The organism is Bradyrhizobium sp. 18BD (assembly GCF_054185225.1).
This window is the reverse complement of record NZ_JAVAYL010000016.1, coordinates 93,215-117,857: the sequence shown is the minus strand read 5'-3', so window position 1 is coordinate 117,857 and position 24,643 is coordinate 93,215. Positions and strand designations below refer to the sequence as shown.

Here is a 24,643-nt window from a genome sequence, read left to right as displayed (position 1 = left end):
CAATCAGTGCAAGAAGACGAGGTGAGATGAAAACGATCGGCGTTGATGTGGGCGGAACGTTCACGGATCTCGTCTGCTGCGACATGACGAGCGGTCAGGTTGTCATTCACAAGGTGTCCACGACCCCGCACGATCCGTCCGTCGGCGTCATGCAGGGCGTGAAGGAGCTGTGCGAGAGCGCGGGGGCCAAGCCGTCGGAGATCGCCTACGTCTTCCATGGTACGACGACGGCGACCAACGCGGTGCTGGAGAACAAGATTGCCCGTACGGGCATGATCACGAACGAAGGCTTTCGTGACATCGTGCATATCGGCCGGCACCAGCGCGTCGAGCACTACTCCATCATGCAGGAGCTACCCTGGCAGAACCGGCCGCCGGTCGCGCGTCGCTATCGCAAGACGGTCGCCGGCCGCCTCGCACCGCCCGACGGCAGGGAACTCATTGCTCTCGATGAAGCAGGCGTCCGTCGCGCGGCGGAAGAACTGAAGGCGGAGGGTGTCGAAGCCGTCGTCATCTGCTTCCTGTTTTCATTCCTCAATCCCGCTCACGAGCTCCGCGCCCGTGCGATCGTGGAAGAGGTCATGCCGGACGCTTTCATCACGACCTCGTCGTTCATATCGCCCCAGTTCCGCGAGTTCGAACGCTTCACCACCGCGGCACTTGCCGCCTCCATCGGTCCGAAGGTGGAGCGCTATATCGCCAATCTCGAAGCCGCGCTGTTCAATCTCGGCATCGCCGGTGAACTCCGGATCATGGCCTCGAATGGCGGCGCCGCAACCGCGCGTATGGTGACGGAGAAGCCGGCGCTGACATTGCTGTCCGGCCTTGCGGCTGGCGTATTGGGGGGAGCTTGGGTCGGCGACCTCGCCGGCCGAAACGATCTGATCACCTTCGATATCGGCGGCACGTCGGCCGATATCGGCATCATTCGCGGCGGCCGCTTTGCAGAGACGGATGCGCGATCGACCTCGCTGGCCGGCTTTCCTCTGCTGATGCCGATGATCGACGTGCACACGATCGGTGCCGGGGGCGGCTCGATCGCACATATCGATCGCGGCGGCGCCTTCCGCGTCGGGCCGCAGAGCGCAGGCGCTGTGCCGGGACCGGCGGCCTATGGACGCGGCGGCAACGAACCCACAGTCACCGACGCCAATATCGTCCTCGGCCGGCTCGATCCGGATAATTTCCTCGGTGGCGGCATGAAACTCGATGCCGAAGCCGCGCATCGGGTCGTTGCCGAACTCGCGGAGCGCCTTGGCTTGCCGATCGACGAGGCCGCCGAAGGCGTGCTGACCGTGCTCAACGCCAACATGGCCAACGCAATCCGCTCTCGCACAGTGCAGAAGGGCATTGACCCGCGCCGCTTCGCCCTGGTCGCCATGGGCGGCGCCGGGCCGCTGCATGGGGCGGAAGTCGCCGCGATGCTGTCGATCCCGGAGATCATTGTGCCGCCATATCCCGGTATCACCTCCGCGATCGGGTTGCTGACGACGGATCTGAAATATGACGAGGTGCGCACGCAGTTCCAGACGTCGCAGGCGCTCGATATCGATCGGCTGAGCCGCAATTTCGCGGAGATGGAAGCGTCATTGGCCGCGCGCCTCAGGGCTGATCGCGTGCCGGACAATGCCGTCAGTTTCCGGCGCAGTGGCGACTTGCGCTACGTCGGTCAAGGCTACGAGTTGAAGATCGACTTCCCGCCAGGTCCGACGACGCCGGAAGCGATGGCCAAGGTCTGGCGGGATTTTCACGACAGGCATGCCGAGGAATATGGCCATGCCTTCACGGCCAGCGTCATCGAGATCGTCAATATTCGGGTCACCGGCATCGGTGCGCTGCCGAAGCTGCCGCCGCAGGGCGCGCCCAGGGGCGGCCCGCTCGCACAAGCGGAGCTGCGCCGCAACCGCTGCACCTTCCGCATCAATGGTGCGCTGAAAATGTTCGACACGCCGGTCTATCGGCGCGCGGCCCTGCCGGTCGAGATCCCGTTCGCGGGACCGGCCATCGTCGTCCAGCAGGACAGCACGACGGTCGTGCCGCCGGGAGCGGAGGCCTGCGTCCATCCATCGGGCAGCATCATCATCACTTTGGGAGACCGCGCGTGACCGCAGATCAGCCGAAGGGCGAAAGCCGCATCGATCCGATCACTGCTGCAGTCATTCAGGGGGCGCTCGATAATATCGCCATCGAGATGGGCCACAAGCTCATGCGTATGAGCTATTCGTCCATCATCCGAGAGTCCGAGGATTTCGGCACCGCGTTGACCGATGCCGAGGGTAGCCAGCTCTGCGAGTGCCGGATGTCGACGCCGCTGCAGTCTGGTCCGATTCCCGGTTACATTCGTCATCTGTTGAAAACGATGAAGGAGCGGGGCGACGTGATCCGTCCCGGCGACGTCATCATGCACAATGATCCCTATGGCGGCGCAAGCCACGGTCCTGACGTTGCCTTCTGCGTGCCCGTGTTTCACGATGACGAGCTTGTCGGCTTCTCGGCCACGACGGCGCATCATCTCGATATCGGCGCCCTCTCGCCGGGGAGCTGCGGTATCGTCGATGCCGTCGACACCTACGCCGAGGGGCTGCAATTCAAAGCGGTGAAAGTCTACGATCAGGGCCGCCGCGTCGATCCGGTCTGGTACATCCTGGAAGCCAATCTGCGCGCGCCGCATCTCGTGGTCGGTGACATGGAAGCCCAAATCAAGGCGGCGAGGATCGGAGCGGATCGCTATCTCGAACTGATCGGCACGTGGGGCCTCGACAAGCTCAGGGCCGCCCATGCGGATCTCATGGACTATTCCGAGCGACTGATGCGCGACACGATCCGTGCGCTGCCTGACGGCGACTATGGCGCGGTCGGCCATATCGACGGCTATCTCGACGATCCCGATCCGGCCCGCAAGGACATGCCATTGGCAGTCACGCTCCGCATTCGCGGCGATTCCATGGTCGTCGACCTTACCGGAACGGCGCCGCAGATTCCGGACAAGCCGGTCAACATGCCGTTTGAGGGGACGGTGGATTGTGCCGTCTGGCTGACGCTGCGCTCGATCCTGCTCGATAGCGTCATTTACGGCAACATTCCGCAGAACGAGGGCTTGACGCGTCCGATCACTATCGTCGCGCCGAAGGGGTGTCTTGCGAATCCCGAATTTCCGGCGCCGGTGATCGCGCGCTTCTGTCCCGGCAATCAGCTCGCCGATACGCTGATGAAGGCGTTGGCGCATGTGGTGCCGACCAAGGTATCGGCAGGTATCGGCAATCTCCGCATCGCCTCGTTCTCGGGCTTCAAGGATGGACGGCACTGGGTTCACATGGAGATCCTCGAAGGCAGCTATGGCGGCCGCGCCGGACTTGACGGCATGGATGCGGTCGACACACTTTATGCCAACACGAGGAACAACCCGATCGAAGACATCGAGATGCACCTGCCGCTGCGCGTCAACCGCTACGAATTGCGCGAAGGGGCTGTGCCGGCGGGCCGCTGGCGTGGCGGCATCGGAAGCGTGCGCGAATTCGCCTTTCTCAAGGACGGCGGCTTCTCGATCGAGGGCGATGGCCACAAATACCGGCCATGGGGCTATGACGGCGGCCACGATGGCAGGACCGCATCGATCACGCTCGTTTCAGACAATCAAGTCACGAAGGATCTTGTCTCGAAGGTCTCCTATCTCAAGGCGAGGCCGGGTGACCGTCTGATTTGCCTTGGGCCCTGCGGCGGAGGCTATGGCAATCCGCTGGAGCGTGATCCGGAAGCTGTGCTGCACGACGTGCGCGAAGGCTATTTCGGTCCCGACACCGCACTTGGGGACTATGGGGTCGTTGTGAACGAAACAGGCGTTGATCTCGCCGCGACACGCGCCGAACGGCTGAGCCGCCAGTGATCGGCAGGCCGCTGCCGGAGATCCTCACGCTTCGAGGAATTCCCGCCAACGGCGGACCAGATAGGTGTGCTCGTCCATGAATGTGTTCCACACGCGCACGCGCCCCATGCGAGTCGCATAAGAGCCACCCTCGCGCACGTGCCCGGCGGGAATCGCGGGCTCGCCGAAAGGATCGGGCAGGGCACGTGCGGCGGGCAGGCCATCATACCAATAGTCCCACTCGTCCTGCTCCAGATAGCTGCGCGCGCGTTCGGGGAAGAAGGCGTAATAGCCTTGACGCGAGAGGCACGCACTCGGCCAGCCCTCGGCCCACCAGTTCAGATAGGCGTAGGCTGCATCGAGCGCCTTCCCGTGCGTCGCCGACGAGATGCAGAGATCGGAATGCCAGCCGCGGCCCCCCTCGATGGGATTGGCAATGGTCACGGGCAAGTTTTCCCGGCGCAGACGCGTCGCACCCGGCGTAAACATGCTCTGCACCAGCGCGCCGCGCTGCATGAGACGCGCGGCCTCCTCATAATTTGACCAGACACCGCGGAAATGGCCGAGCTTCTTGAGCTGGATCAGCGTATCGGCAACCAGATCGATGTCCTCGATGGAGAGATTGCCGATGTCGTCGAAGCTGATATTCCGGGAAGCTTCCGTCGCCAGAGCCGCCTCGATCATTCCGAGAACGGGATCTGACAGCAACCCGACATGGCCCCGCAACCGATCGTCAAACAACCAGCCCCAGCTTTCACGGGCATCCGGGCCGATCAGGTCGCGGACTGCCGGCTGATAGGCGAAGCAATCGACGCCGCGGAGAACCGGCAACATCGACACGTGACCGCTCGGTGCGGCTTCGAGCTCGCCGTCCGCCTGGAGGAACAGTTTACGCGTGACGGTGGGAGGCGACAACGCATCAAGCGGAGGCCGCGAGATGGCGCGCAGGGCGGCGGCGCAGCTCAGGCGATCGAGCGCGATCGGCTGGATCGCCCTGGACGTCCAGATGAGGTCGACCGTGTGCCATTGGTGATAGACGTCGAAAGTCTCGGGCGCCGTGACCACGCGGCGCAGTCCATCCAGCGTATCGACGACGTCGAAGATGATGTCGATGTCGAGCGCGCGCATAGCCTCGACCTTCAGCGGCTCGGGCACGAATTCCCGGCGAGCGATGACACGGAGGCGCGGGCGGCTCATATCAGTGAATTCGCGTGAGATACGGCAGATCGTTCGGTGCGTCGAAGATCGATAGGACCTTGAGTCTTGCCCGCGTGCGCTGGTGCTGAAGGTCGAGATGACGCCTCAATGCCTGTCCGGCGCCTTCGGGATCCCTGCGGGTGAGATGTGCAAGGACAATGTCATGCTCGTCGAGCAGGGCGGATTCGTCCTGCACGCCGATATGCTCACGGAACAGATCATCGACAACCGGCGCAATCTGCAAGTTCAAGACGTTGGCGACCATGCGGCGGTTACGGCATCCGCCCGGGAGTTCGCGGTGCAACGCGGCTTCGGCGGCGGCGATCTCTTCGATTGTCAGGACGTCGTCTCTCCTGCGCAACGTCTCGATCTCGCGCCGCATGGCCAGCAGACGCTTCTGGTCGGCGCGCGGTGCCGCATCCATCAGCGCTTGCGGCTCGAGAAGGCGGCGCATTTCGTGCGTTTCGTCGAGCGCCCGGGCCGAGAGCGGGCCGACGATCCAGTGGGAGCTGCGGCTCTTCTCGACGTGCCCCTGTGTATCTAGCCGCGCAAGCACCTCGCGGGATACGGTGCGGCTGACTCCAAAATGGTCGCAGATTCCGGTCTCGGAAATCTGGAAGGTACCGAACGGAATCGCGCGCAGGACGCCCCGTTTGACCTCTTCGAGGATCGTTTCCCAACGAGGCGCCAGTGGCGTCGATTTGCCGCCCTCGAGCAGCGACAGATCGAGGTCCAGCAGATGCAGGTTTTCGCGCCCTGGCTGTCCAGCCTCCTGGACATTGCTGCCCACAACATAGCCGTGCTGGGGATGGAGGATTAGGACACCTTCTTCCATGAGCTGGTCGAGTGCCCGGCGGACGGGCGGGGGGCTCAGTGACAGCCGGTCTGCGACGGCGGCCGTATAGAGACGTGTTCCATGTGGAATCCGGCCCTGACGGATGTTCTCCTTCAGAAGAGTTCGAACAAGGCTGTAATACCCCTTACTCCGCATGGTCCTTGAATATGGCGAGCGACTACCTGAGAAGATTGTTGATCCACTATTTCTAGAATGTGTTGCGGATCATTTGCAAGGACCGCCACTGCTGTGGGGGGGCGGTCGCGTTGCCTGTCTCGAACTCCCGCCGCCTTACCTTGCAGGCTGGTGCGAGCGGCTCTTGCTCGGTGCCGAGCCATTCCGACAAAAGGAAATCCAACTGCTGGTCCAAAGCGGGATCAACGACACGTTTGTCGGAATGGTCGTTGATTTTGCAATGGAATCATGCGCTTCTTAATCAGCGGGTCCCAGGTTCGAGCCCTGGTGCGCCCACCACCCTTAAGAGATTGGCCCCGCGAGGGCTGCTTTAAATTCTTCAACGGAACAAACCGGGTCTCGTGCGACGCTTTTTATGGTCGTACGTCGCACGACGTGCGACGAGTCGGTTAATTTGGGAGCGTTGTTCATTGGGCGCAGGCGCTCGCCGAGTGGCAGGAAGAACTGCGCGCCGATCGTTTCCGGCGAACGATCAAAATCCCCAAATCACAGTTGTAACGAGCTTTGTCCGGGCTGAAACCATGCTGTGACCGGCTTGTCGCCTCATACCTGCGCACTTCGGCGAGGATGGCGGCTGCCGCGACGGAGTGTTCGGACTAACCCAGTCAGCCATTTCATGCGATCGGCGACTGAAGATGCCGAGCTGGGAGGTCGGCTTATTCGCGAGGGCGACTGGTTGATGCTGTCATATCTTTCGGCCAACAACGACGAGAGCGTGTTTGACAAACCGGAGCGCTTTCGGGTCGATCGCGATGGGTTCCCGCATATCGCGTTCGGTGTGGGGGCCCATGCCTGTCTTGGACCGCATCTCGCTCGGCTGGAGATGCGCATCCCGTTGGACGAGTTGATCCCCGGCTCGACACTCTGGAGCTCGCCGGCGAACCGAAACGCTCCGCCTCCTCGTGGTCGGAGGCCCCAAGACGCTCCCAGTGCGATCGTACTCCGGTAGCCTTGCGTGAGGAGGATCGGATATCGCCATCAGGGCGGCAACCAGCACTCCTCTGAAAAAACCGTCTTAAACAGAGGCGCAATCGTCTTCGGCGAACGAATATTCTAAGGTTGGGGCCAGATCGCAAGTGACTCTCCTGTCAAGGCTATTCGTGCTGGTGGCTGTCGCGCTTTTGCCGGCGATCGCGCTCCAAGCGTACAACGAATTCGATCGTCGGCGCGCGCGCCAACTCGAAGTGCAGGACCATGCGCTGAGCCTGGCCAAGCTCGCGGCGGCAGACCAGCAACAAATCGTCCAGGGAATTCGTCAGGTCCTGGTCGCGCTGTCGGAACTCCCACAGATCAAGTCGAGGGATAGCCTGGGATGCACGACTTACCTCGCTGCGGTGAAGGAGCGGTTTCCCGCTTTCATTACCTTCTTCGCGACCGACTTGAACGGCGTGAGTTTTTGCCACACCGGCGATCAAAAGCAGATTGACGTTTCCAAGCGCGCCTACTTCGCGAGAGCGCTCGCGACCGGTGCATTCGCGGTCGGAGAATTCTCGATAGGTCTGGCGTCAGGCCGGAAGGTCATACTGTTTGCACTGCCGTTCTACGACGACAATGGGAGTATGGGCGGCGTTGTCGCTGCGAGTCTGGGCCTGGAGTGGCTCGCCGACGACATCGCCCAAAAGGGAGCTTCGAAAGGAGTCGCGCTCGCCGTCACGGACCGCAACGGAACCTATCTTGCCCGCTATCCCGACAACGACCGGTTTGCCGGTACAAAGATGCCCGGTGACAAACATTCGACGGTGGACGACCGCGGCGCGGTCGATATCGTCGATGTCGACGGCGTCGAGCGGATCGAAGGCTACTCCGCCCTCCAGGACGACTCCGGCGGGCTTGTCGTCAGCTTCGGCCTCGACAAGGCGCAGGCGTTCGCCGAGATTCAACGTGAAACGCTGCGCGACACATTCCTGATCCTCTTGAGTACCGCGCTGGTGTTAGCACTGGTGTCGTTGGGGGCCCGGCAGTTCATCCATCGCCCGCTTGGGCAGCTGGTCGATGCCGCGAACCAATGGCGGCTCGGTGAATTTTCCCGCCGCGTAGACATCAGCGGAAATGCAGAAATCGCGCGGGTGGCCGACGCGTTCAACACCATGGCGGACGCGTTGGAGCACCGTGAGCAGGAATTGTCCAAGGCAAAGGAGATAGCCGAGGAGGCGGCCGCCCGGATCACTACGATCTTTGAAAGCACAAACGACAGCGTAGTCATCATCGATCGGGACTGGCGCGTCAGCTATATCAACGGGCCGGCCTGGGCACAGGTCGCCGAGGGCCGCGATATCATCGGCATGACTCTGTTCGAGGCGTTTCGAGCCGACCGTGACAGGGAAATCTTGCACCAAATTCGGGAGACAGTGCCGGAGGATCATCCGGCATTCGCCGAAGTGTACTGCCCGCGCCGGAATATCTGGTACGCAATCAATGCGTTTCCTTCCAGCCAGGGCATCGCAATTTTTCTCCGCGATATCACCGAACACAAGCATGCCCTGGAGGCGCGCCGCCTGGCCGAGGAGCAGTTGCACCAGAGCCACAAGATGGAGTCCGTAGGTCAGCTTACTGGCGGAGTTGCGCACGACTTCAACAACCTGCTCACGGTGGTCTCCGGGAATCTCGAACTCGTCGAGACGGCCACGGATGTCGGCAAAGTTCGCAAGTTCGCCGCGGCCGCGCGGCGTGCCATTGACCGGGGGACAGAACTGACAGCGCAGCTTCTGGCGTTTTCACGGCGGCAAACATTGAACCCAAAGGTGGTCAACGCCAACCAGCTCATTTCCGCGTTTCAGGGGCTCGTTCGGCAGGCCGTCGGGGCGGCATGCGAGGTCAAGCTGCGGACCGATGATCAATTATGGATGTGCCAGGTTGATCCGTCGCTGCTGGAAACCGCTCTCCTCAACCTGGTACTGAACGCACGCGATGCCATGCCGGATGGCGGTGTGCTCCAGATCGAAACGCGGAACATTGTGGCGGAAGAGGGCGCCACTGCGGGGTGTTTGGCGGGGGCCTACGTCAGGCTGTCCGTCACAGACACCGGGTGCGGGATGTCTCCTGAAGTGCTGGATCGGGTGTTTGAGCCCTTCTTCACGACCAAGGAGGTCGGCAAGGGGACCGGGCTTGGCCTCAGCATGGTCTATGGCTTTGTCCGACAGTCCGGAGGGCACATTACCATTGAAAGTGCACTTGGAGCGGGAACCACGATTGCTCTGTATCTGCCTAAGGCCACGCAGAAACTTGAACCGGAGGAAGAAACCCGACAGGCTCAGCCTATGGCAACCGGCTCGGAGCGAATCCTGTTGGTCGATGACAACGACGATATTCTGGAAGTCACGTCGGAAATGCTGACCGTACATGGCTATCAGGTTTCTTGTGCCCGGAGCGGCGCGGAGGCGCTTCGGATCCTTCAGAGTGACCAGGAATTTGAACTTTTGTTCAGCGATATCGTGATGCAAAAAGGTATGAGCGGAGTTGAGCTTGCTCGCGAAGCGAGGCGACTGCGGAAAGGCATCAAGATACTGCTCACGTCGGGTTACGCGAGAGATGTGTTGCAACGACATGATGCGGTGGATGAGTTTTCGATCATACGCAAACCTTTCCGCTCTGTAGACCTGGCGCGGAGCCTCCAGGAAGTCCTGCGCTGTGCAGGGTCCTCGTCAGCCGACCGATGAAGCTGGGGCAACTGTACTTGCTGCATTTTCGTTCGACCTTGAAAGCAAATTGCCGGAGTTTCATCGTATCAATTTCAGCCCGTCATCAGGCAATGGGCTGGAAAGCCTGAGCCTCGGTATCATGAAGTCGCCACAGGAAGCGTGAAAACGTAGCCTACGCCGCGTTCGGCACGGATGATCGAGGGGCTACCCCCGCTGTCCTCGAGCTTGCGGCGCAAGCGCATGACTTGCATGTCGATGCTGCGGTCGAATACGTCTTCGTGGACGCGCGTCGCTTGCAGCAGGTATTCGCGGGACAGCGGCCGTTGTGGTGCATCGAGGAATGCTGTCAATAGCGCATATTGCCCCTTGGTAAGGGCGACCGGTTCGCCTCGCGGATTGGTGAGGCGGCGCGTCCGCCGCTCGAGGCGCCATCCCCCAAAGCGAAGGCTGCCTCTCTCGCTCTCGCGCCGCCGTTTGGTCGGTTCCGCGTCTCGGCGTCGCAAGATGGTGCGGATGCGGGCCAACAATTCCCTCAAGCTAAATGGCTTGGTGATGTAGTCGTCAGCTCCGAGCTCCAACCCGACGATACGGTCGATCTCGTCGGGCCGGTGCCCGGTCGTGATGATGACGGGTATATCGGATCGCGCGCGGAGTTCACGAAGCAGATCGAGGCCATCTTCTCGCCCGAGCCGCAAATCGAGCACGATCAGGTCGGGTTGGTTGCGCGCAAGCAGCGGTGCCACGTCGCACAGCCGGGATGCGCAGATCACGCGGACGTCATTTTCCTCCAGATAATTCGCTACCAGGAGGCGGAGGGCGTCATCGTCCTCGACGAGGAGGCATGTGAACGTCGGGTGCTCTTTGCGGGGTGTGTCTGTTAGTCCAGGCGGTCCATCTGCCGCGCCGGCGAAAAGAGCGGTTGTTCTATCGATACATTCGTCCATTCTATTTCTCCGACGCTCCCGGATCGCTTTGGGATGCGCCATATCGAATACGCGTTTTGCGACGCTAGTTCGCGGATCAAGTAAGTGGCCGCGCCACCACAAAAGTTGGTTGCAGCGCTGATGCGAAAAGGCCGGTCCGTGAAATCAATTCGTATTGATTTGCCAAATGGGCGCTTTAAGGGGGCCGACTACGACCTTTCCGTTGGCAGTGCATACGATTACATCGGTGCGCTGGTTGATTTCCGACTGCATGAACGCTTCGCCGGAAATGGAGGCGGGGCCTGGAAGTGACCTCCTTTCGTTGGGGCGCGGCAGCACCGCGCCCCAACGACTCTCACTCAGCGAGGATCGGCGTCGGTGCTGGTCGAAGCGCAAGGTGCCGTTCAATTTCGGCGCGGCGCGGTTCAAGTGACTCTGGCAAACAGAGAGATTGACCGAGATCTTCCCTATCCTCGTCTACGGTAAAGTCGCTGGGCGTCGAGACGGCACAGATATGGCCGTCGGGATCACGAAAATGGAAGAGCTTCGAATAGATTGCGTCCTGAATGCCGGAAACCTCGACGCCGGCGCGCTTCAGGCGTATGCGTTGATCGGCAAGCGCCGGTTCGTTTTCGACCTCCAACGTGAAATGATGGGAAAGACCGGTTCCGAGCCGTCCCGGAGCATAGTTGGGCAGGCCGAAGAATGTGATCACCGAGCCGGGAGAAAGGTCTTGATCGCAGGCATAGTAGTAATGCGTTCCACCCTTCTCGTCGAGGTAGTCGGTCCTCTTGATCAGATGCAGTCCAACTGTTTCGACGAAAAACTTCTCCGTGCGCTCTGCGTTGCTGGAAATTGACGTGATATGGTGGAAGCCACGCAACGCGTAATCATCGCCGATAACGGGCATCGGCGCCGGCCAGGTTTCTGACGCGATGGACAATTCGCTCCGGCCGCCGACCAGATTTTCCGCAGGCTGATGCTTGAATTCCGATCCCAGAACAACTTCGTCATGACCGAAGCCGGGTTCCGACGTTGCGATTTCGATGATCGCGCCGTCCGGGTCGGGAAAATAGATCGCATGGAAGTAGTGTCGGTTATATGGGCCAGTGACATGAATGCCAAAGTCCGTAAGCCGCCGTTTCCACTTCAAAAGTCCGTTTCGATTAGGGACGTGAAGGGCAAGATGATGGTTGGTGCCGGCGCCCCAGCGCCCCTTGGGATCACCTGCGCGCGGGTTTGAAACAGCATCTGCCACGAGGGAGGGATCGGTAAATCCTTCCTTCGGCATCATGTAGAAGATCGGATTCCATTCGAGATAGGCTATGGTTTGCGATCGTGGCTCCTCCGCGAGGCTGTTGAAGCCGAAGGTGATCACTGGCAATCGTCCATCGAGATGGCTGACAGTGCGCTTGACAACGCGAAGACCGAGTATGAGCGTATAAAAATGCTCGACTCTTTGGAGATCCGAGCAGACGAAGGTCTGGCTGTTGACGCCGTTGATGATCATCTGATTCATGATTTTAGCTTCTCCTGTTGTTCTGCGCTAAGCCGGCTCTCCCAGCGAGGCGGACTTCCGATGTGGGCGATGATGGCAGCGGACAGCGCTCTTACTTTCCGTGCCAGAAAACGGTTCTGCGGATAAACGATGCAAAGGTCGTCTGGCACCAACTGCCAATCGAGATCGACGATCTGGACCTCTCGCGCCTCGATCGCCTTGTGAACGATGAAGAGGGGCAGCGCTGCAATCGCAACGCCGTCCTTCACAGCCGCGAGCTGGATATCACCGCTATTGACCCTCATGCGGCTCTTTGGCGTCACGCTCTTGATCTCGTCGCCCCGGCGGAAGATCCATTCCGACTGAGCTGTGAGATTGGCATAGCTGACGGCGTAGTGGTTCTCGAGACTCTCGATCGAGTGGGGTTTTCCGTTCTCGGCAATGTAGCGCGGCGAGCAGACCACGACCCGATTGCTCAGCCCGAACCGGCGCACAATCAGCGCGGAATTCTTCAGCCTTCCAATTCGGACCGCCATGTCGAAGGAGTCGCCGACCAGATCATGCATGCGGTCGTCGAATTCGATCTGGAGATCGATCAAGGGATGGGTCTGTAAGAACGTCGAAAACACGTCCGTCAGATGTAGTACAGCAAAACTCATCGGGGCGGCGATGCGGATCGTGCCGGAGAACTCGTCCTGCCGATCGCTCACCTCTTCGGCTGCGAGCTGGAAATCCTCGGCGATTTTCTGGCAACGCTCAAAAAAATATTTACCGCTCTCGGTGAGGGCCTGCTGCCGCGTCGACCGGCTCAGCAGCCGGACATTCAGGGCTGCCTCCAGCGCGCTGAGGCGTTGACTGACGACAGACTTGGAGATGCCAAGACGCCGACCGGCTTCTCTCATGCTTCCCGCTTCGACGATTGCGATAAACGTCGTGATGACATCGATACGAAGGTTGGCGGGTTTCATGCCGTTCCGTGTGAGTTCTTGAGCAACTACACCTCCCTTTGATTCATCCCAACACGAGCCCCTTTTAGTCGAGCTGTTACTTCCGCGTGACCTCTTCGCCGACCGTCCACTTCGAGAAGTAGACATTGATGCGGAAGGCGGTGTGCTCCTTGAGGATGTCCATCATGCCTTCGGTGATGACCAGCCGCTTTCCGTCGGGTTGCCTCCACGGCGGAGACGAAGCCGGAATCGAGCCAGGCATTGATCGACGTGCGACCCTGGATCGGATCATTGGAGAAGACATCCTTGGCGACCTCGGGCACGAAGGGGCCGGCAGAGGCGTTCGCGGTTGCGGTCGTCAGCAAGGTCGGAAACTTGAAGAGCTTCGCAGCCCTGGCGATGATCTGCAGATTGCTTCTGAGTTTCAGGCGGCTCTCAACGCCCATGAACATCTGCGGCTGGAAATCAATAACGAGCGCTGCGTCCTCGGGTGAGACATGCTGGAGTAAACTAGTCGGCATTGTCTTTCCTTTGAGTCGTGAGCACTTCGCTGCGGAAGAGTCATAAGCCTAAGGAAGGGCGGACAGTCCAAGTAGTGCCCTGCAGACATACGCTGTATCCGACAAAACCGGACAATTGTCGCTGTATCGCCGGTGCAGCCGGCCTTCTCCGCGGCGAGATCGGGGACCGACCGGGCGCGCGAATTGTGAGCATATGGCGGCAAGACACTACAAGGCTGGCGCTGACGCTACAATCCGTAACATCTGTAACGAATTGGACCGCACTTGAAATGGCTTTGGTACGGCTTGGCAGCCAAGCTTCACGCCTGTTGTTGGGGAAGTCTTCACGAACAACCGTCAGGACGGCCGGTATGCTGGAAAAGACTCGGGATATTGATGGTGCCCTCCGTAGGCTCAGTGGCCAGATCGAAGGTCGGATCTCAACACAAGGCGATGAAGACTATAAGGCCGCCTGCGCCATCTGGGCGAAGCCGGTCGGACGCCAGCCTCGTGCCATCGTCCATTGTCGGGCGCCGCAGGACATCCAGTTTGCCGTTGCGGCCGCGCGTTCTGCAGACCTTCCGCTGTCCGTGCGAGGCGGCGGCCATGATTGGGCCGGTCGCGCGTTGTGCGATGGACTCGTGCTTGACCTTGGTGGTATGCGGGATGTGGTCGTTGAGGCCGACATTGCCTGGGTCTCCGGCGGGAGCCGTGCCTCCGATCTGCTCGCGGCGACCGATCCACTCGGGCTCGCCGCAGTGACAGGCTCGTGCAGTACGGTCGGCATGGCTGGGCTTACACTGGGGGGCGGCTACGGTCCGCTGAACGGACGTTTTGGGCTCGCGCTCGACAATCTGATAGCGGCCGACGTCGTCCTGTCGGACGGCCGGCTGGTGATCGCGGAGCGCGGGCGCAACGAAGATCTGTTCTGGGCATTGCGCGGCGGCGGCGGCAATTTTGGCGTGGTCACGGCTATGCGGATTCGACTGCACGAACTGCCCTATGTCGTGTCCGGTGCGCTGGTCTATCCGTTCGCGGAAGCCCGGGACGTACTTCGACGCTGCGCCGACACGGCGCGGTTCGCGCCGGACGAACTGACGGTGCAGGTCGTCGCGGGGGCGGGGCCTGATGGCACGCCGGTCATCATGATTGTGCCGACCTGGAGTGGTTCGTCCGACGAGGCCGACACCCATCTAGCGCCATTCCTTGAGCTTGGGACGGCGCTCTCCAATACTGTGGGAACGGTTCGCTACGGCGCTTCCGTGTCGCTGTTTGATCCGGCCATCGCGAATGGGCAGCGTGTGTTTATGGAAACGTGCCTGCTCCCCGTGCTCGACGAGGCTGGCATCGACATGCTTTTGAAAGCAATGGCGAATGCGCCATCGGCCGGCTGTTCCATGATCACCCATGAGTTCAAGGGAGCAGCCTCGCAGGTCCCATTGGAAACGACTGCGTTTGGCTTGCGTCGGGACCATGTGTCCATCGAAATCCTTGCGTCATTTGACGACGGATCGCGGACGGAAGAACGGCGGCATCGACAATGGGTACGTGAGGCCCGCGAGGCGTTTACGAATATCGCGCTTCCTGGCGGATACCCAAACATGCTGGGCGAGGGTGAGGTCGAGCGCGCTGCAGCGAGCTTTGGCCAGAACGCTGATCGACTGCTCAGGGCCAAGCGTCTTTATGACCCGGACAATGTGTTCCGGTCCGCGATCCCGCTGCCGATCGTTGCCGAAGCTCGGGCGCGCGAAGCATGACCACGCTCGCGACCGCATTGCTCGAGGGCCTGAAGAAGCACGGCGCGCGAGATTTTCGGCATCCCGGGCGATTTCTCCGCGTTCAACGATCTCGACGACGGGCATTTCGCCAAGATCGCGCCGGTGCTCGGCGGCACCGGCGAGCGGGTGACGACGCGGCGCGAGCTCGCGGCCGCGTTGGAGCGGGCGGGTACAGAACCACGGCCGCTTCGCGCTGATCGAGGTGATGCTGCCCCGCGGGAGGACGTCGGACACGCTGGCGCGGTTCGTCGCCGGCTTCAAGGCGGCGCGGGCGCCGGCGGACGCACACGGTGAATCCTGATCTGCCTGTCATTGTTGCAGGGCGGGTAGGGTAGGCAAAGGCGGCCCATGCCTCGCGCGCGGCACGGTGCGGGCAAGATCGCCGGGGGCAGACCGGGGCTAATTCAAGTTTCAGCCGGATCAAGCAGCATTTCCTGTCCCAACGCAGCAACCGGGATTGCTGCTACGGCAAGTTTGAGAGATCAAATATGTTGGCAGACGTCAGCCATATCATTGTCGTCGATGATGATGCCGCTTTGCGGCAGATGGTGATCGGATATCTGGAAGAACACAGTGTGCCGAGCAGGGCCGCATCCAGCCGGGCCGAGCTGCACCTTCATCTTGAGCGAACGCAGCCTGGTCTGATCATTCTCGACCTTCGTCTAGGTCAGGACGATGGATTGGATATGCTGCGGGAAATTCGCGCACATTCCGATGTGCCTGTCATCATCACGACCGGGCACCGGCTCGACGAGAGCGACCGCATCGTTGGGCTCGAGCTCGGCGCCGACGACTACATCATCAAGCCATTCAGCTTGAGAGAGCTCCTGGCGCGAGTCCGCGCCGTGTTGCGACGTCAGGAGATGGGGCGGGCCGCGCGTGCCCGTGAACCAGAACGCGGCGGCTATCGCTTCAACGGCTGGAAACTCGAACGTCGCGGCCGCAGTCTGATAGACGTCAACAACTCGCAGGTCCCCCTGAGCAAGGGCGAATACGCCTTGTTGCTGGCTTTTCTTGAAGCGCCGCTACGCCCGCTGACGCGCGAGCACCTGCTTCAGGCGACCCGCGTCCACGAAGATATCTTTGACCGGAGCGTCGACGTTCAAGTGCTGCGATTGCGGCGGAAGCTGGAGACCGACCCGAGTGCGCCGCGCATCATCCAGGCCGAGCGCGGCGTTGGTTACGTCTTCACCATTCCCGTCGAGCCGTTCTAGGATACGACATTGCAAGTGGATGCTACGCGCGAACGCGGACGGGCTCCCGAAGGATCCTGCGCGTGACGGAGGGAGACAGCAGTGATGGTGAAGACGTAGCGCCAGCAGCTGCAGTTGTAAGCGTTCCTTGCAGTGGGCGTAACGGCCGCGTGACAGGGAAGCTTCCGCATATCTCCGGCAATATTGCGCAGGAGAAAATCCGAGGGGGGCGTCCATAAAAAGCGGACGATGTGTTGCTATTTATCCGCCTTTTGGACGAGTCGTCCACTCACTAGCTTTCGCTGCGCGCGAGCAGCTTGTTTGAGGCTTGGGCGCTCCGCCGCTACGAAAATGTCCACTCTAAGGGTTTTGACATGCACAAGAACGCCTTTACCCCCGAGAATGCCGCGATGGTGCTGATCGACCACCAGGTTGGTACGATGTCGTGGACGCACTCTCTCGATATCAATATCGTCAGGAAAAACGCGCTCAGGCTCGCACAAATCGCGAAGGCCCTGGAAATGCCAGTGGTGTTGACCTCGAGCATGGAGGATCAGGTCAATTTCACCGGCCCGCTCATCTCGGAGCTCGAACAAATCCTGCCTCAGGCGTTTGCTGCAAGGATCAGGCGGCCGGGCATCGTCAACGCGATGCACCACGAAGGCTTCAACAAGGCTGTCAAGGCAACCGGTCGCAAGAAGCTTTTCGTGGCCGGTATCACCACCGAAATTTGTATCACTTTTCCAGTGCTGCAAATGCTGGAGGAGGGCTATGAGGTTCAGGTAGCGGCTGACGCCTCGGCTTCGTTTTCACAGCTCGGTCATGATCTGGCACTGCAGCGCATGCACAAGGCGGGCGCGGCTATCGTAACCGTTCCACAGATCGTCTCCGAGCTGGCGCTCGATTGGACCAGCCCGAACGGCAAGAAGCTGGTTTCGATCATCGAATATTCGTGAGGCAGCGCGAACGCGCTCGCTCGAGATCGTCTTATGCCTCGAACATCCGTCGATTTACGCCGTTGGTCGTACGCTAATTCGAGCACGGCGTCGAAATCATCCTCCCGAGCTCGTCAGCTCTCGTGGTGTATCGCTGATTTGAAAAGACATTCTGCAAAATCTCGCGCGCTGTAGAACGGGACCAATGCTGGCAATCGAAAAATGAATTTTGCCACCATCGAATTGCATGCTGGAATCTGCGGAAGGTGGCTCCGTCTCAGGTGAGACGGAGCAAGCCAGTAACATAGCCTTCGATGCGATTGCTCGTCCCGACGAGAACGTTGACGAGCATACCGAGAAGGATGAAGGCTGCATCGGGCGAGTTGGCGGGCCTGTACACGGTTTGCTCTCGTTTCCGTGGCGTGTGCACCGATAATCCGAAGATGTGATTTTCACTTCCAATTTATGCATATATGGCCCTAGAAGAGGCTGGCAGCGGAAGCCTCGTCAAACCGGATTTCTCAATCGGTCCAATTGCACATAGGACCGACACGATGCGAAATATCTCAGTAAAATGAATGGCTTAGATCGAAAATTTTCTACGGCGCCCATGATGGACTGGACTGACCGGCATTGCCGGGTGTTCCACCGTCACCTCACGCGGCGGGCGCTGCTCTATACCGAGATGCTGACCACCGGCGCTATCATTCATGGCGATTGGGAACGGCTGCTTGGGTTCGACGCGGTCGAGCATCCGGTGGCGCTTCAGCTTGGCGGGTCGGATCCACGCGAGCTCGCGCAGGCGGCGCGGATCGGCGAGGAATTCGGCTATGACGAGATCAATCTCAATGTCGGTTGTCCGTCGGACCGCGTGAAGGATGGCCGCTTCGGTGCGTGCCTGATGGCGGAGCCGGAGCTCGTGGCGCGCTGCGTCGCGGCGATGAAGGGCGCGGTTGCCGTGCCCGTCACCGTGAAGTGCCGCATCGGCATCGACGAGCAGGATCCGGAAGTCGCGCTCGATACGCTCGCGCGCGCCGTGGTCGCCGCGGGCTGCGATGCGCTGATCGTGCACGCGCGAAAGGCCTGGCTCAACGGCCTGTCGCCGAAAGAGAACCGCGACATCCCGCCGCTCGACTACGATCGCGTCTATCGCCTCAAGCGCGCGATGCCCGATGTGCCCGTCATCATCAATGGCGGCGTCGTGAGCATCGACGAAGCCAAAGCGCATCTCGAACACGTCGACGGCGTGATGCTCGGCCGTGCCGCCTATCAGGAGCCGTGGCGGCTACTCTCGGTCGATCAGGACATCTTCGGCCAGGCGCCGCCGCACGCGACCATGCAAGAGGCGTTCGAGGCGATGATGCCCTATATCGAGGCGCAGCTTGCGCGCGGCACGCGGCTGCATTCGATGACACGGCATTTCGTCGGCGCATTCCACGCCGTGCCCGGCGCACGTGCCTTCCGCCGCCATCTTGCCGAGCAGGGCGTCAAACCGGGCGCCGGGGTCGGGGTGTTGGGTGATGCGATCGCGCGCGTCGGTGCGCGTGCGCTGCCGGAAGTGGCCGCCTAGCCGCAGTCAGATGAAGAGCCGGATCGCGAAATCCGGCTCTTGGTCGATCCGCCTCAGCGGAACAGGTCGAAATGATAGTTCACGCGGACGCGGAAGGTGTGGAATTTCGGCGCGTTCCAGTCCGGCGGATCGTCGTGCGTCACAGCCGATCTAGTCGACCGCCGTGCGCGGGCGACGATGGCTGCTCTGCATCTCCGGATAGCCGGTGAGCATCAGCTTGTCGGCGCGCACGCCCCAGCTCTCCAGGCGGTCGAGAAAACTCATGCCGAGCAGGTTGGTCTTCATCTGCCCGCGCTGCACGACGAGGGCCGGCACCGATTTCTCGACGAGGTGGCCGACGGAGAGACGGTCGAGGGTGAGGCGCGCGGCTTTGGTGTGGCCGCCGGCGGTTTCGAGGTCGACGTTGTATTCGAGCATTTCGAGCGGCAGTCCGATCGCCTTCGCGGTTTCCCAGGTCAGCACCACCGAGGTCGCGCCGGTATCGATCACCATGGGCGCGGCGACGCCGTTGATCTTCGCGCGCAAAGCGAATTCGCCGCCCTGGCCGCGCTGGATCTGGACGGCGGGGGCGGGCGTTGCAGGCGGACCGCGGAAGATGTGCGAGACCTTGTTGCTGGCGCGCACGAGCTGGTCGGGATCGCCATAGGCGACGACGGCGCCGGCCGTGCCGGCGAGCATGATGAGGACGAGCAGGAAACGGATCATTGCGCGCCTCCGCAGAAATCCGTCAGGCGCGCTTCGGCGTTCCCGCGATCGGCTGCAAGCCAGCGTCCGCCATGCGCGCCGGCAGCAGTGCCATGACCGACAGCCGTTCCGCGCTCTCCATGGCGTGCCAGCGCGCGATCTCGGGCAAGGTGCGGCCGCAGCCGAAGCACAGCCTGGTCTTGGGATCGATCATGCAGACGGCGACGCACGGCGTTTCTTTGCTCATGTGGACATAGTGAGGGATCGTCGGGCATCTCTGCAAGCATCTCGTTAAGAACCGGTACCTGCGCTCATGATCGGCTTGTGGCGCGGCCGGCGCTTCTCGTCGGGCATCACGGAACCCTCGGGCTGCAGCGGCGGGGAATCGTCCGACATCGGCGCCAGCGCGCTCATCACGCGCTCCGGCGGGAAGGTGACGATCACCTCTGTGCCGATGCGCAGCTTCGATTTCAGCGTGAACGTGCCGCCATGCAGGTCGATCAGGTTCTTCGCGATCGGCAGGCCGAGGCCCGCGCCCTGTTCGGCCGATTTGATCGAGTTGGAGCCCTGGCCGAACGAGGCGAGCACGACCGGAATCTCGTCCTCAGGGATTCCGGAACCTGAATCCCTCACCGAGAGATATTGTCCGCCCGAGGCGGTCCATCCGGCCTTCAGCCAGATCTCGCCGCCTTGGGGGGTGAACTTGATCGAGTTGGAGAGCAGATTGAGCACGACCTGACGGATCGCGCGCTCGTCGGCCCAGAGCCGCGGCATCGCCTGCTCGAACACTTCGTGGATGGTGATGCCGCGGCTGGAGGCGCGCAGCTTCATCAGATGATGGCAGTCGGCGACGATGCCGACCAGCGACACCGCTTCCTCGTTGAGCTCGTAGCGGCCGGCCTCGATCCGCGACAGGTCGAGGATCTCGTTGATGAGGTTGAGCAGGTGCACGCCGGAATTATGGATGTCCGCCGAGTACTCCTTGTAGACCGGCACCGCATGCGCGCCAAAAATCTCGCTCTTCATCACCTCGGAGAAGCCGAGGATCGCGTTCAGCGGCGTGCGCAGCTCGTGGCTCATCTGCGCGAGAAAGCGCGATTTGGCGACGTTGGCGGATTCGGCGCGGTGGCGTGCTTCGTCCGAGATGGCCTTGGCCTGTTCGAGCTCGCCGATCAGCGCATCCTTCTCGGCGCGGGCCTCGAGCGTGGCGAAGGTCGAGGAGTGCAGGCGATGCGCGAGCAGCACGAAATAGCCTTCGGCGGCGATCGCGAGCGCGGCCAGGATGTAATTGTCGAGCGAGCCGGTTATCGCAAAGCTCAGCGCCATCGCGACCGCGACCGGCGCGGTGGCGGCAAGGGCTGCGATCGGCAGATTGGCGGCGAGCATGCTCGATACCGCGATCACCAGCAGCATCAGGAACATCATCAACGTTTCCGTGACCATGTCGAGCACGGGATGGATCAGGATCGCCATCCAGCACAGGCCATAGAGCAGATCGAGCACGACGAAGCGCGTCCGCCAGGCCCGCGTTGCCGCGGGCGAGGAGGGCTCGGTCAGGAAGCGCTTGCAGCTGCGGATCATCGCGGCGTGAATGCAGATCATGCCGGCGGTCCAGGCCGCAGCCGGGATCGGCTGCATCCACAGGCCGAACAGCACGCCGGTCGCGACCACCAGCAGCATCACGACATAGGAGGCGGACAGCCGTGTCTGCGCATATTGGCGCAGCATCTCGGCGTCGAAGGCCGGGCGGGTTCCGCTGGTCGACGTTAACTTGTCGCGCGCCTCGCGCACCCGCTGCGCCGCAGCCCGTCGGCTGCTCGCCGATGGAGCGCTTGCCGGCTCGGCCGGAAGCTGAACGACTTCTGGCTTTTCAGCGGGGTTACTCATCGAACAACAACAATTCCTGCCCGCACGAGGCGGGCCTTCTGCATTCTCTATCTCTGGCAAGAAATCCTTAAGAGGTGACTTAAGGAGCTAAAGAATTACGTTAACCGCGCGTTAATTTTCGGCTGGGCAGGGCTGCTCAGTGCAGTGCCGCATATTGTGCGACGTAGACCAGTGCGCCCGCCAGATAGCCCGCGAGCGCGGGGACGCCGATGCGGCGGGCGTACCAGAGGAACTCGATCCGCTCGAGCCCCATGGCGGCGACGCCCGCGGCCGAGCCGATGATCAGGATCGAGCCGCCGGTGCCGGCGCAATAGGCGATGAACTCCCAGAGGAAGCTGTCGGTCGGGTAGTGGCCGAGGTCGTACATGCCCATGGTCGCGGCGACCAGCGGCACGTTGTCGATGACGGCGCTGAGCAGGCCCAGCACGACGACGATGATGTCCTGGCGGCCGATCACGGCGTCGAGCCATTTGGCCACCACCGACAGGAGGCCGGCATGATCGAGACTGGCAACCGCAAGCAAGATGCCGACGAAGAAGACGATCGAACCCATGTCGATCTGCGTCAGCGCATGCGCCAGCGAGAGGGGCTGGCGGACGTGCTCGTCCTTGTCGCGATGGACGATCTCGCCGACCAGCCAGACGATGCCGAGCCCGAGGAGCACGCCCATGAACGGTGGCAGATGGGTGATCGTCTTGAAGGCGGGCACCGCGATCAGCACGCCGAGCCCGAGCCAGAACATCAAATTGCGCTCAAATCGCCGAACGGCCAACAGCTCGTTGTCCTTCGGCGGCGGCGCGATGGTCTTGCCCCTCAGCGCAAGACTGATGAAGGCCAGTGGCACGAGCAAGTTGACCAGCGAAGGCAGGAACACCGCACCCATGATCTTGAGCGGTGAGATCTGTCCGCCGATCCACAACATGGTGGTGGTGACGTCACCGATCACGGTCCACGCGCCGCCGGCATTGGCGGCGATGACGATGACGGAGGCGAACAGCAGGCGATCCTCGCGCCGCGCGATCAGCCGCTGGATCAGCGAGATCATGACGATGGTGGTCGTCAGATTGTCCAGGATCGCGCTGAGGAAGAACGCGACGAAGCCGACCAGCCATATCAGGCGGATCTGGCTGGTCGTGCTGATGCGGGAAGTGATGACCTCGAAACCGTCATGGGCGTCGACGACCTCGACGATGGTCATCGCGCCAATCAGGAAGAACACGATCTGTGCGGTGGAGGCGACGGATTCGTCGAGCTCGCGGCCGACCATGGCGTGGTCGGCCGTTGCGATCGCGTAGACGGTCCAGAGCAAGCCCGCGGCTAGCAGCGCGGACGCGCTCTTGTTGACCCCGATCGGATGCTCGAGCGCGATCGCCGCGTAAGCAGCGACGAAAATGACGGCGATCGCGATCAGCAAGGTGAGTTCAGTCCGTCAGGTATCAGCGTGTGAGGCGCGCGAGCAGGCTCGACGTATCCCAGCGCTTGCCGCCCATCTTCTCGACCTCGGAGTAGAACTGGTCGACCAGCGCGGTGACAGGCAGGTTGGCGCCGTTACGGCGGGCTTCGGCCAGCGAGATCGAGAGGTCCTTGCGCATCCACTCGACGGCGAAGCCGAAATCGTACTTGCCGTCGTTCATGGTCTTGTAGCGGTTCTCCATCTGCCAGGACTGCGCCGCGCCCTTGGAGATGGTTTCGATCACGGCGGCGACGTCGAGGCCCGACTTCTGGGCGAAGTGGATGCCCTCGGAGAGGCCCTGCACGAGGCCTGCGATGCAGATCTGGTTGACCATCTTGGTGAGCTGGCCGCTTCCGGCGGGCCCGAGCAGCTTGCACATGCGGGCATAGGAGGCTGTGATGATCGGCTCGGCGCTGGCATAGGCGCCCTCGGCGCCGCCGCACATCACCGTCAGCACGCCGTTCTCGGCGCCGGCCTGGCCGCCGGAGACGGGGGCGTCGATGAACTTGAAGCCGGCCTTGGTCGCGGCCGCATCGAGCTCGCGCGCGACTTCGGCGGAGGCGGTGGTGTGGTCGACGAAGGTTGCGCCCTTCTTCATGCCGGCGAACGCGCCGTCAGCGCCGATCGTGACCGCGCGCAAATCGTTGTCGTTGCCGACGCAGCACATCACGAAATCCTGGCCCTCGGCCGCGGCCTTCGGGGTCGCCGCGGTCTTGCCGCCGAACTTGTCCGCCCACTCCTTCGCCTTGGCGGCGGTGCGGTTGTAGACGGTGACCTCATGGCCCCCTTTTTTCACGAGGTGTCCGGCCATGGGGAAGCCCATCACGCCGAGACCGAGGAAAGCGACTTTAGCCATGTGTGTGTCCGTAGCTTGAGTTTTACGGTTGCAGCCGGGCGAGGGGCGCCAGCCGGGGTCCTGAGGTTCCGCCCGGGGGCGGCCGGGCGCACCATAAACCCTTGCGGCGAGAGGGCAACGGCTTCGTTTGGCGGCCCCCTGTGCTAGGATGGCGGACCTCAAGGACTTCAAAACAAGGGAGCGAAGGCATGGCATCTGGTTTGGGTGGTGTGAGCGTCGGCGTCCTCGATCATTTCAATATCCGGACCCGGAATCTGGCCGAGACGGTCCGCTTCTACGAGGACGTGCTGGGCCTGGAAAAAGGCGCCCGGCCGAACTTCGCCTTCCCGGGGGCCTGGATGTACAGCGAGGGCAAGCCGGTGGTGCACCTCGTCGATATTTCGCCGACCAGCGAGCCACAAAAGCCGGATTCCGGCGTTGTCCACCATGTCGCCTTCGTCAGCCGCGGCTTCGAAGGCATGAAGCAGCGGCTGGCGTCCAAGGGCATGAAATTCGACTCCCGCCAGGTGCCCGGCGGCAACCTCTGGCAGATCTTCGTCCACGACCCCAACGGGGTCATGATCGAGCTGAATTACGAGGCGGCGAAGGAGCAGGGGGCCGCGCCCGTCGAGATGGCTGACGATATCGGCAAGCAGTAGCCTTTTGGCCGTTTCCGCTCTAATGGGGCATCTTGAACTTCTGGGAGATGCGCT

The 24,643-nt window shown here is 61.8% G+C and carries 20 protein-coding genes and 2 pseudogenes; 12 read left to right on the top strand and 10 right to left on the bottom strand.

Annotated features, from left to right (window positions below; translation table 11 throughout):
* Positions 1 to 26: 26 nt before the first annotated feature.
* Together RAD16_RS26945 and RAD16_RS26940 are read left to right on the top strand one after the other, a co-directional pair.
* Entirely contained in the window at positions 27 to 2,105 is a 2,079-nt protein-coding gene (locus tag RAD16_RS26945) for a hydantoinase/oxoprolinase family protein (RefSeq protein WP_458160861.1), read from the top strand.
* A complete protein-coding gene (locus RAD16_RS26940; protein WP_458160860.1) occupies positions 2,102 to 3,883 on the top strand; it encodes a hydantoinase B/oxoprolinase family protein in 1,782 nt (593 codons plus the stop codon). Before RAD16_RS26945 ends, RAD16_RS26940 begins: the two co-directional genes overlap by 4 nt.
* A 24-nt stretch (positions 3,884 to 3,907) precedes the next feature.
* On the opposite strand, the gene RAD16_RS26935 is transcribed toward RAD16_RS26940, so the two are convergent.
* Entirely contained in the window at positions 3,908 to 5,059 is a 1,152-nt protein-coding gene (locus RAD16_RS26935; RefSeq protein ID WP_458160859.1) for an ABC transporter substrate-binding protein, read from the bottom strand.
* Position 5,060: 1 nt separating this feature from the next.
* Positions 5,061 to 6,050 (bottom strand): GntR family transcriptional regulator, encoded by a 990-nt coding sequence (locus RAD16_RS26930; RefSeq protein WP_458160858.1) that lies wholly within the window; start codon positions 6,048 to 6,050, stop codon positions 5,061 to 5,063.
* A 655-nt stretch (positions 6,051 to 6,705) separates the two neighbouring features.
* On the opposite strand from RAD16_RS26930, the gene RAD16_RS26925 reads away from it, so the two are divergent.
* Positions 6,706 to 7,038, top strand: a complete 333-nt coding sequence (locus RAD16_RS26925; protein ID WP_458160857.1) for a cytochrome P450 — start codon at positions 6,706 to 6,708, stop codon at positions 7,036 to 7,038.
* A 151-nt stretch (positions 7,039 to 7,189) separates the two neighbouring features.
* Positions 7,190 to 9,745, top strand: a complete 2,556-nt coding sequence (locus tag RAD16_RS26920; RefSeq protein ID WP_458160856.1) for an ATP-binding protein — start codon at positions 7,190 to 7,192, stop codon at positions 9,743 to 9,745.
* A 119-nt stretch (positions 9,746 to 9,864) separates the two neighbouring features.
* On the opposite strand, the gene RAD16_RS26915 is transcribed toward RAD16_RS26920, so the two are convergent.
* On the bottom strand, positions 9,865 to 10,671 hold the full coding sequence (locus RAD16_RS26915; protein WP_458160855.1) for a response regulator: 807 nt from the start codon (positions 10,669 to 10,671) through the stop codon (positions 9,865 to 9,867).
* Between the two features lie 84 nt (positions 10,672 to 10,755).
* Between RAD16_RS26915 and RAD16_RS26910 the strand changes: the two genes are divergently transcribed.
* Positions 10,756 to 10,962 carry a hypothetical protein gene (locus RAD16_RS26910; RefSeq protein WP_458160854.1) on the top strand — a complete coding sequence of 69 codons (207 nt, stop codon included), beginning with the start codon at positions 10,756 to 10,758 and terminating at the stop codon, positions 10,960 to 10,962.
* Between the two features lie 43 nt (positions 10,963 to 11,005).
* Here RAD16_RS26910 and RAD16_RS26905 read toward each other — a convergent pair whose 3' ends face one another.
* Positions 11,006 to 12,169: a VOC family protein gene (locus tag RAD16_RS26905; RefSeq protein WP_458160853.1), complete on the bottom strand. Its 1,164-nt coding sequence runs from the start codon at positions 12,167 to 12,169 to the stop codon at positions 11,006 to 11,008.
* The gene (locus RAD16_RS26900; protein WP_458160852.1) at positions 12,166 to 13,116 is read right to left on the bottom strand and encodes a LysR family transcriptional regulator; all 951 of its coding nucleotides are present in this window, start codon (positions 13,114 to 13,116) and stop codon (positions 12,166 to 12,168) included. The genes RAD16_RS26905 and RAD16_RS26900 overlap by 4 nt, the downstream gene beginning before the upstream one ends.
* A gap of 164 nt (positions 13,117 to 13,280) precedes the next feature.
* On the opposite strand from RAD16_RS26900, the gene RAD16_RS26895 reads away from it, so the two are divergent.
* The 6 genes and pseudogenes from RAD16_RS26895 (at position 13,281) to dusA (ending at position 19,071) form a co-directional block, all read left to right on the top strand.
* Positions 13,281 to 13,589, top strand: coding sequence for a hypothetical protein (locus tag RAD16_RS26895; RefSeq protein ID WP_458160851.1), 309 nt, complete (start codon positions 13,281 to 13,283; stop codon positions 13,587 to 13,589).
* 377 nt (positions 13,590 to 13,966) lie between these two features.
* Positions 13,967 to 15,352 carry an FAD-binding oxidoreductase gene (locus RAD16_RS26890; RefSeq protein ID WP_458160850.1) on the top strand — a complete coding sequence of 462 codons (1,386 nt, stop codon included), beginning with the start codon at positions 13,967 to 13,969 and terminating at the stop codon, positions 15,350 to 15,352.
* A 75-nt stretch (positions 15,353 to 15,427) separates the two neighbouring features.
* A pseudogene (locus tag RAD16_RS26885) lies at positions 15,428 to 15,674 on the top strand (thiamine pyrophosphate-dependent enzyme); the annotation flags it as partial.
* 187 nt (positions 15,675 to 15,861) lie between these two features.
* Entirely contained in the window at positions 15,862 to 16,587 is a 726-nt protein-coding gene (locus RAD16_RS26880) for a response regulator (RefSeq protein WP_458160849.1), read from the top strand.
* A gap of 353 nt (positions 16,588 to 16,940) precedes the next feature.
* A complete protein-coding gene (locus RAD16_RS26875) occupies positions 16,941 to 17,522 on the top strand; it encodes an isochorismatase family protein (protein ID WP_458160848.1) in 582 nt (193 codons plus the stop codon).
* A 553-nt stretch (positions 17,523 to 18,075) separates the two neighbouring features.
* A complete protein-coding gene (dusA, locus tag RAD16_RS26870) occupies positions 18,076 to 19,071 on the top strand; it encodes a tRNA dihydrouridine(20/20a) synthase DusA (protein ID WP_458160847.1) in 996 nt (331 codons plus the stop codon).
* 150 nt (positions 19,072 to 19,221) lie between these two features.
* On the opposite strand, the gene RAD16_RS26865 is transcribed toward dusA, so the two are convergent.
* The 5 genes and pseudogenes from RAD16_RS26865 to RAD16_RS26845 all read right to left on the bottom strand — a co-directional run.
* Positions 19,222 to 19,776, bottom strand: coding sequence for a TIGR02281 family clan AA aspartic protease (locus RAD16_RS26865; RefSeq protein WP_458160846.1), 555 nt, complete (start codon positions 19,774 to 19,776; stop codon positions 19,222 to 19,224).
* A gap of 22 nt (positions 19,777 to 19,798) precedes the next feature.
* A complete protein-coding gene (locus RAD16_RS26860; protein ID WP_458160845.1) occupies positions 19,799 to 20,002 on the bottom strand; it encodes a DUF1289 domain-containing protein in 204 nt (67 codons plus the stop codon).
* Between the two features lie 44 nt (positions 20,003 to 20,046).
* Positions 20,047 to 21,642: a sensor histidine kinase gene (locus tag RAD16_RS26855; RefSeq protein ID WP_458160844.1), complete on the bottom strand. Its 1,596-nt coding sequence runs from the start codon at positions 21,640 to 21,642 to the stop codon at positions 20,047 to 20,049.
* Between the two features lie 136 nt (positions 21,643 to 21,778).
* Entirely contained in the window at positions 21,779 to 23,056 is a 1,278-nt protein-coding gene (gene nhaD / locus RAD16_RS26850) for a sodium:proton antiporter NhaD (RefSeq protein WP_458160843.1), read from the bottom strand.
* Between the two features lie 22 nt (positions 23,057 to 23,078).
* Positions 23,079 to 23,975: pseudogene (locus RAD16_RS26845) on the bottom strand (NAD(P)-dependent oxidoreductase); the annotation flags it as partial.
* A gap of 164 nt (positions 23,976 to 24,139) precedes the next feature.
* On the opposite strand from RAD16_RS26845, the gene RAD16_RS26840 reads away from it, so the two are divergent.
* Positions 24,140 to 24,589: a VOC family protein gene (locus tag RAD16_RS26840; protein ID WP_458160842.1), complete on the top strand. Its 450-nt coding sequence runs from the start codon at positions 24,140 to 24,142 to the stop codon at positions 24,587 to 24,589.
* The last annotated feature ends 54 nt before the right edge of the window (positions 24,590 to 24,643 follow it).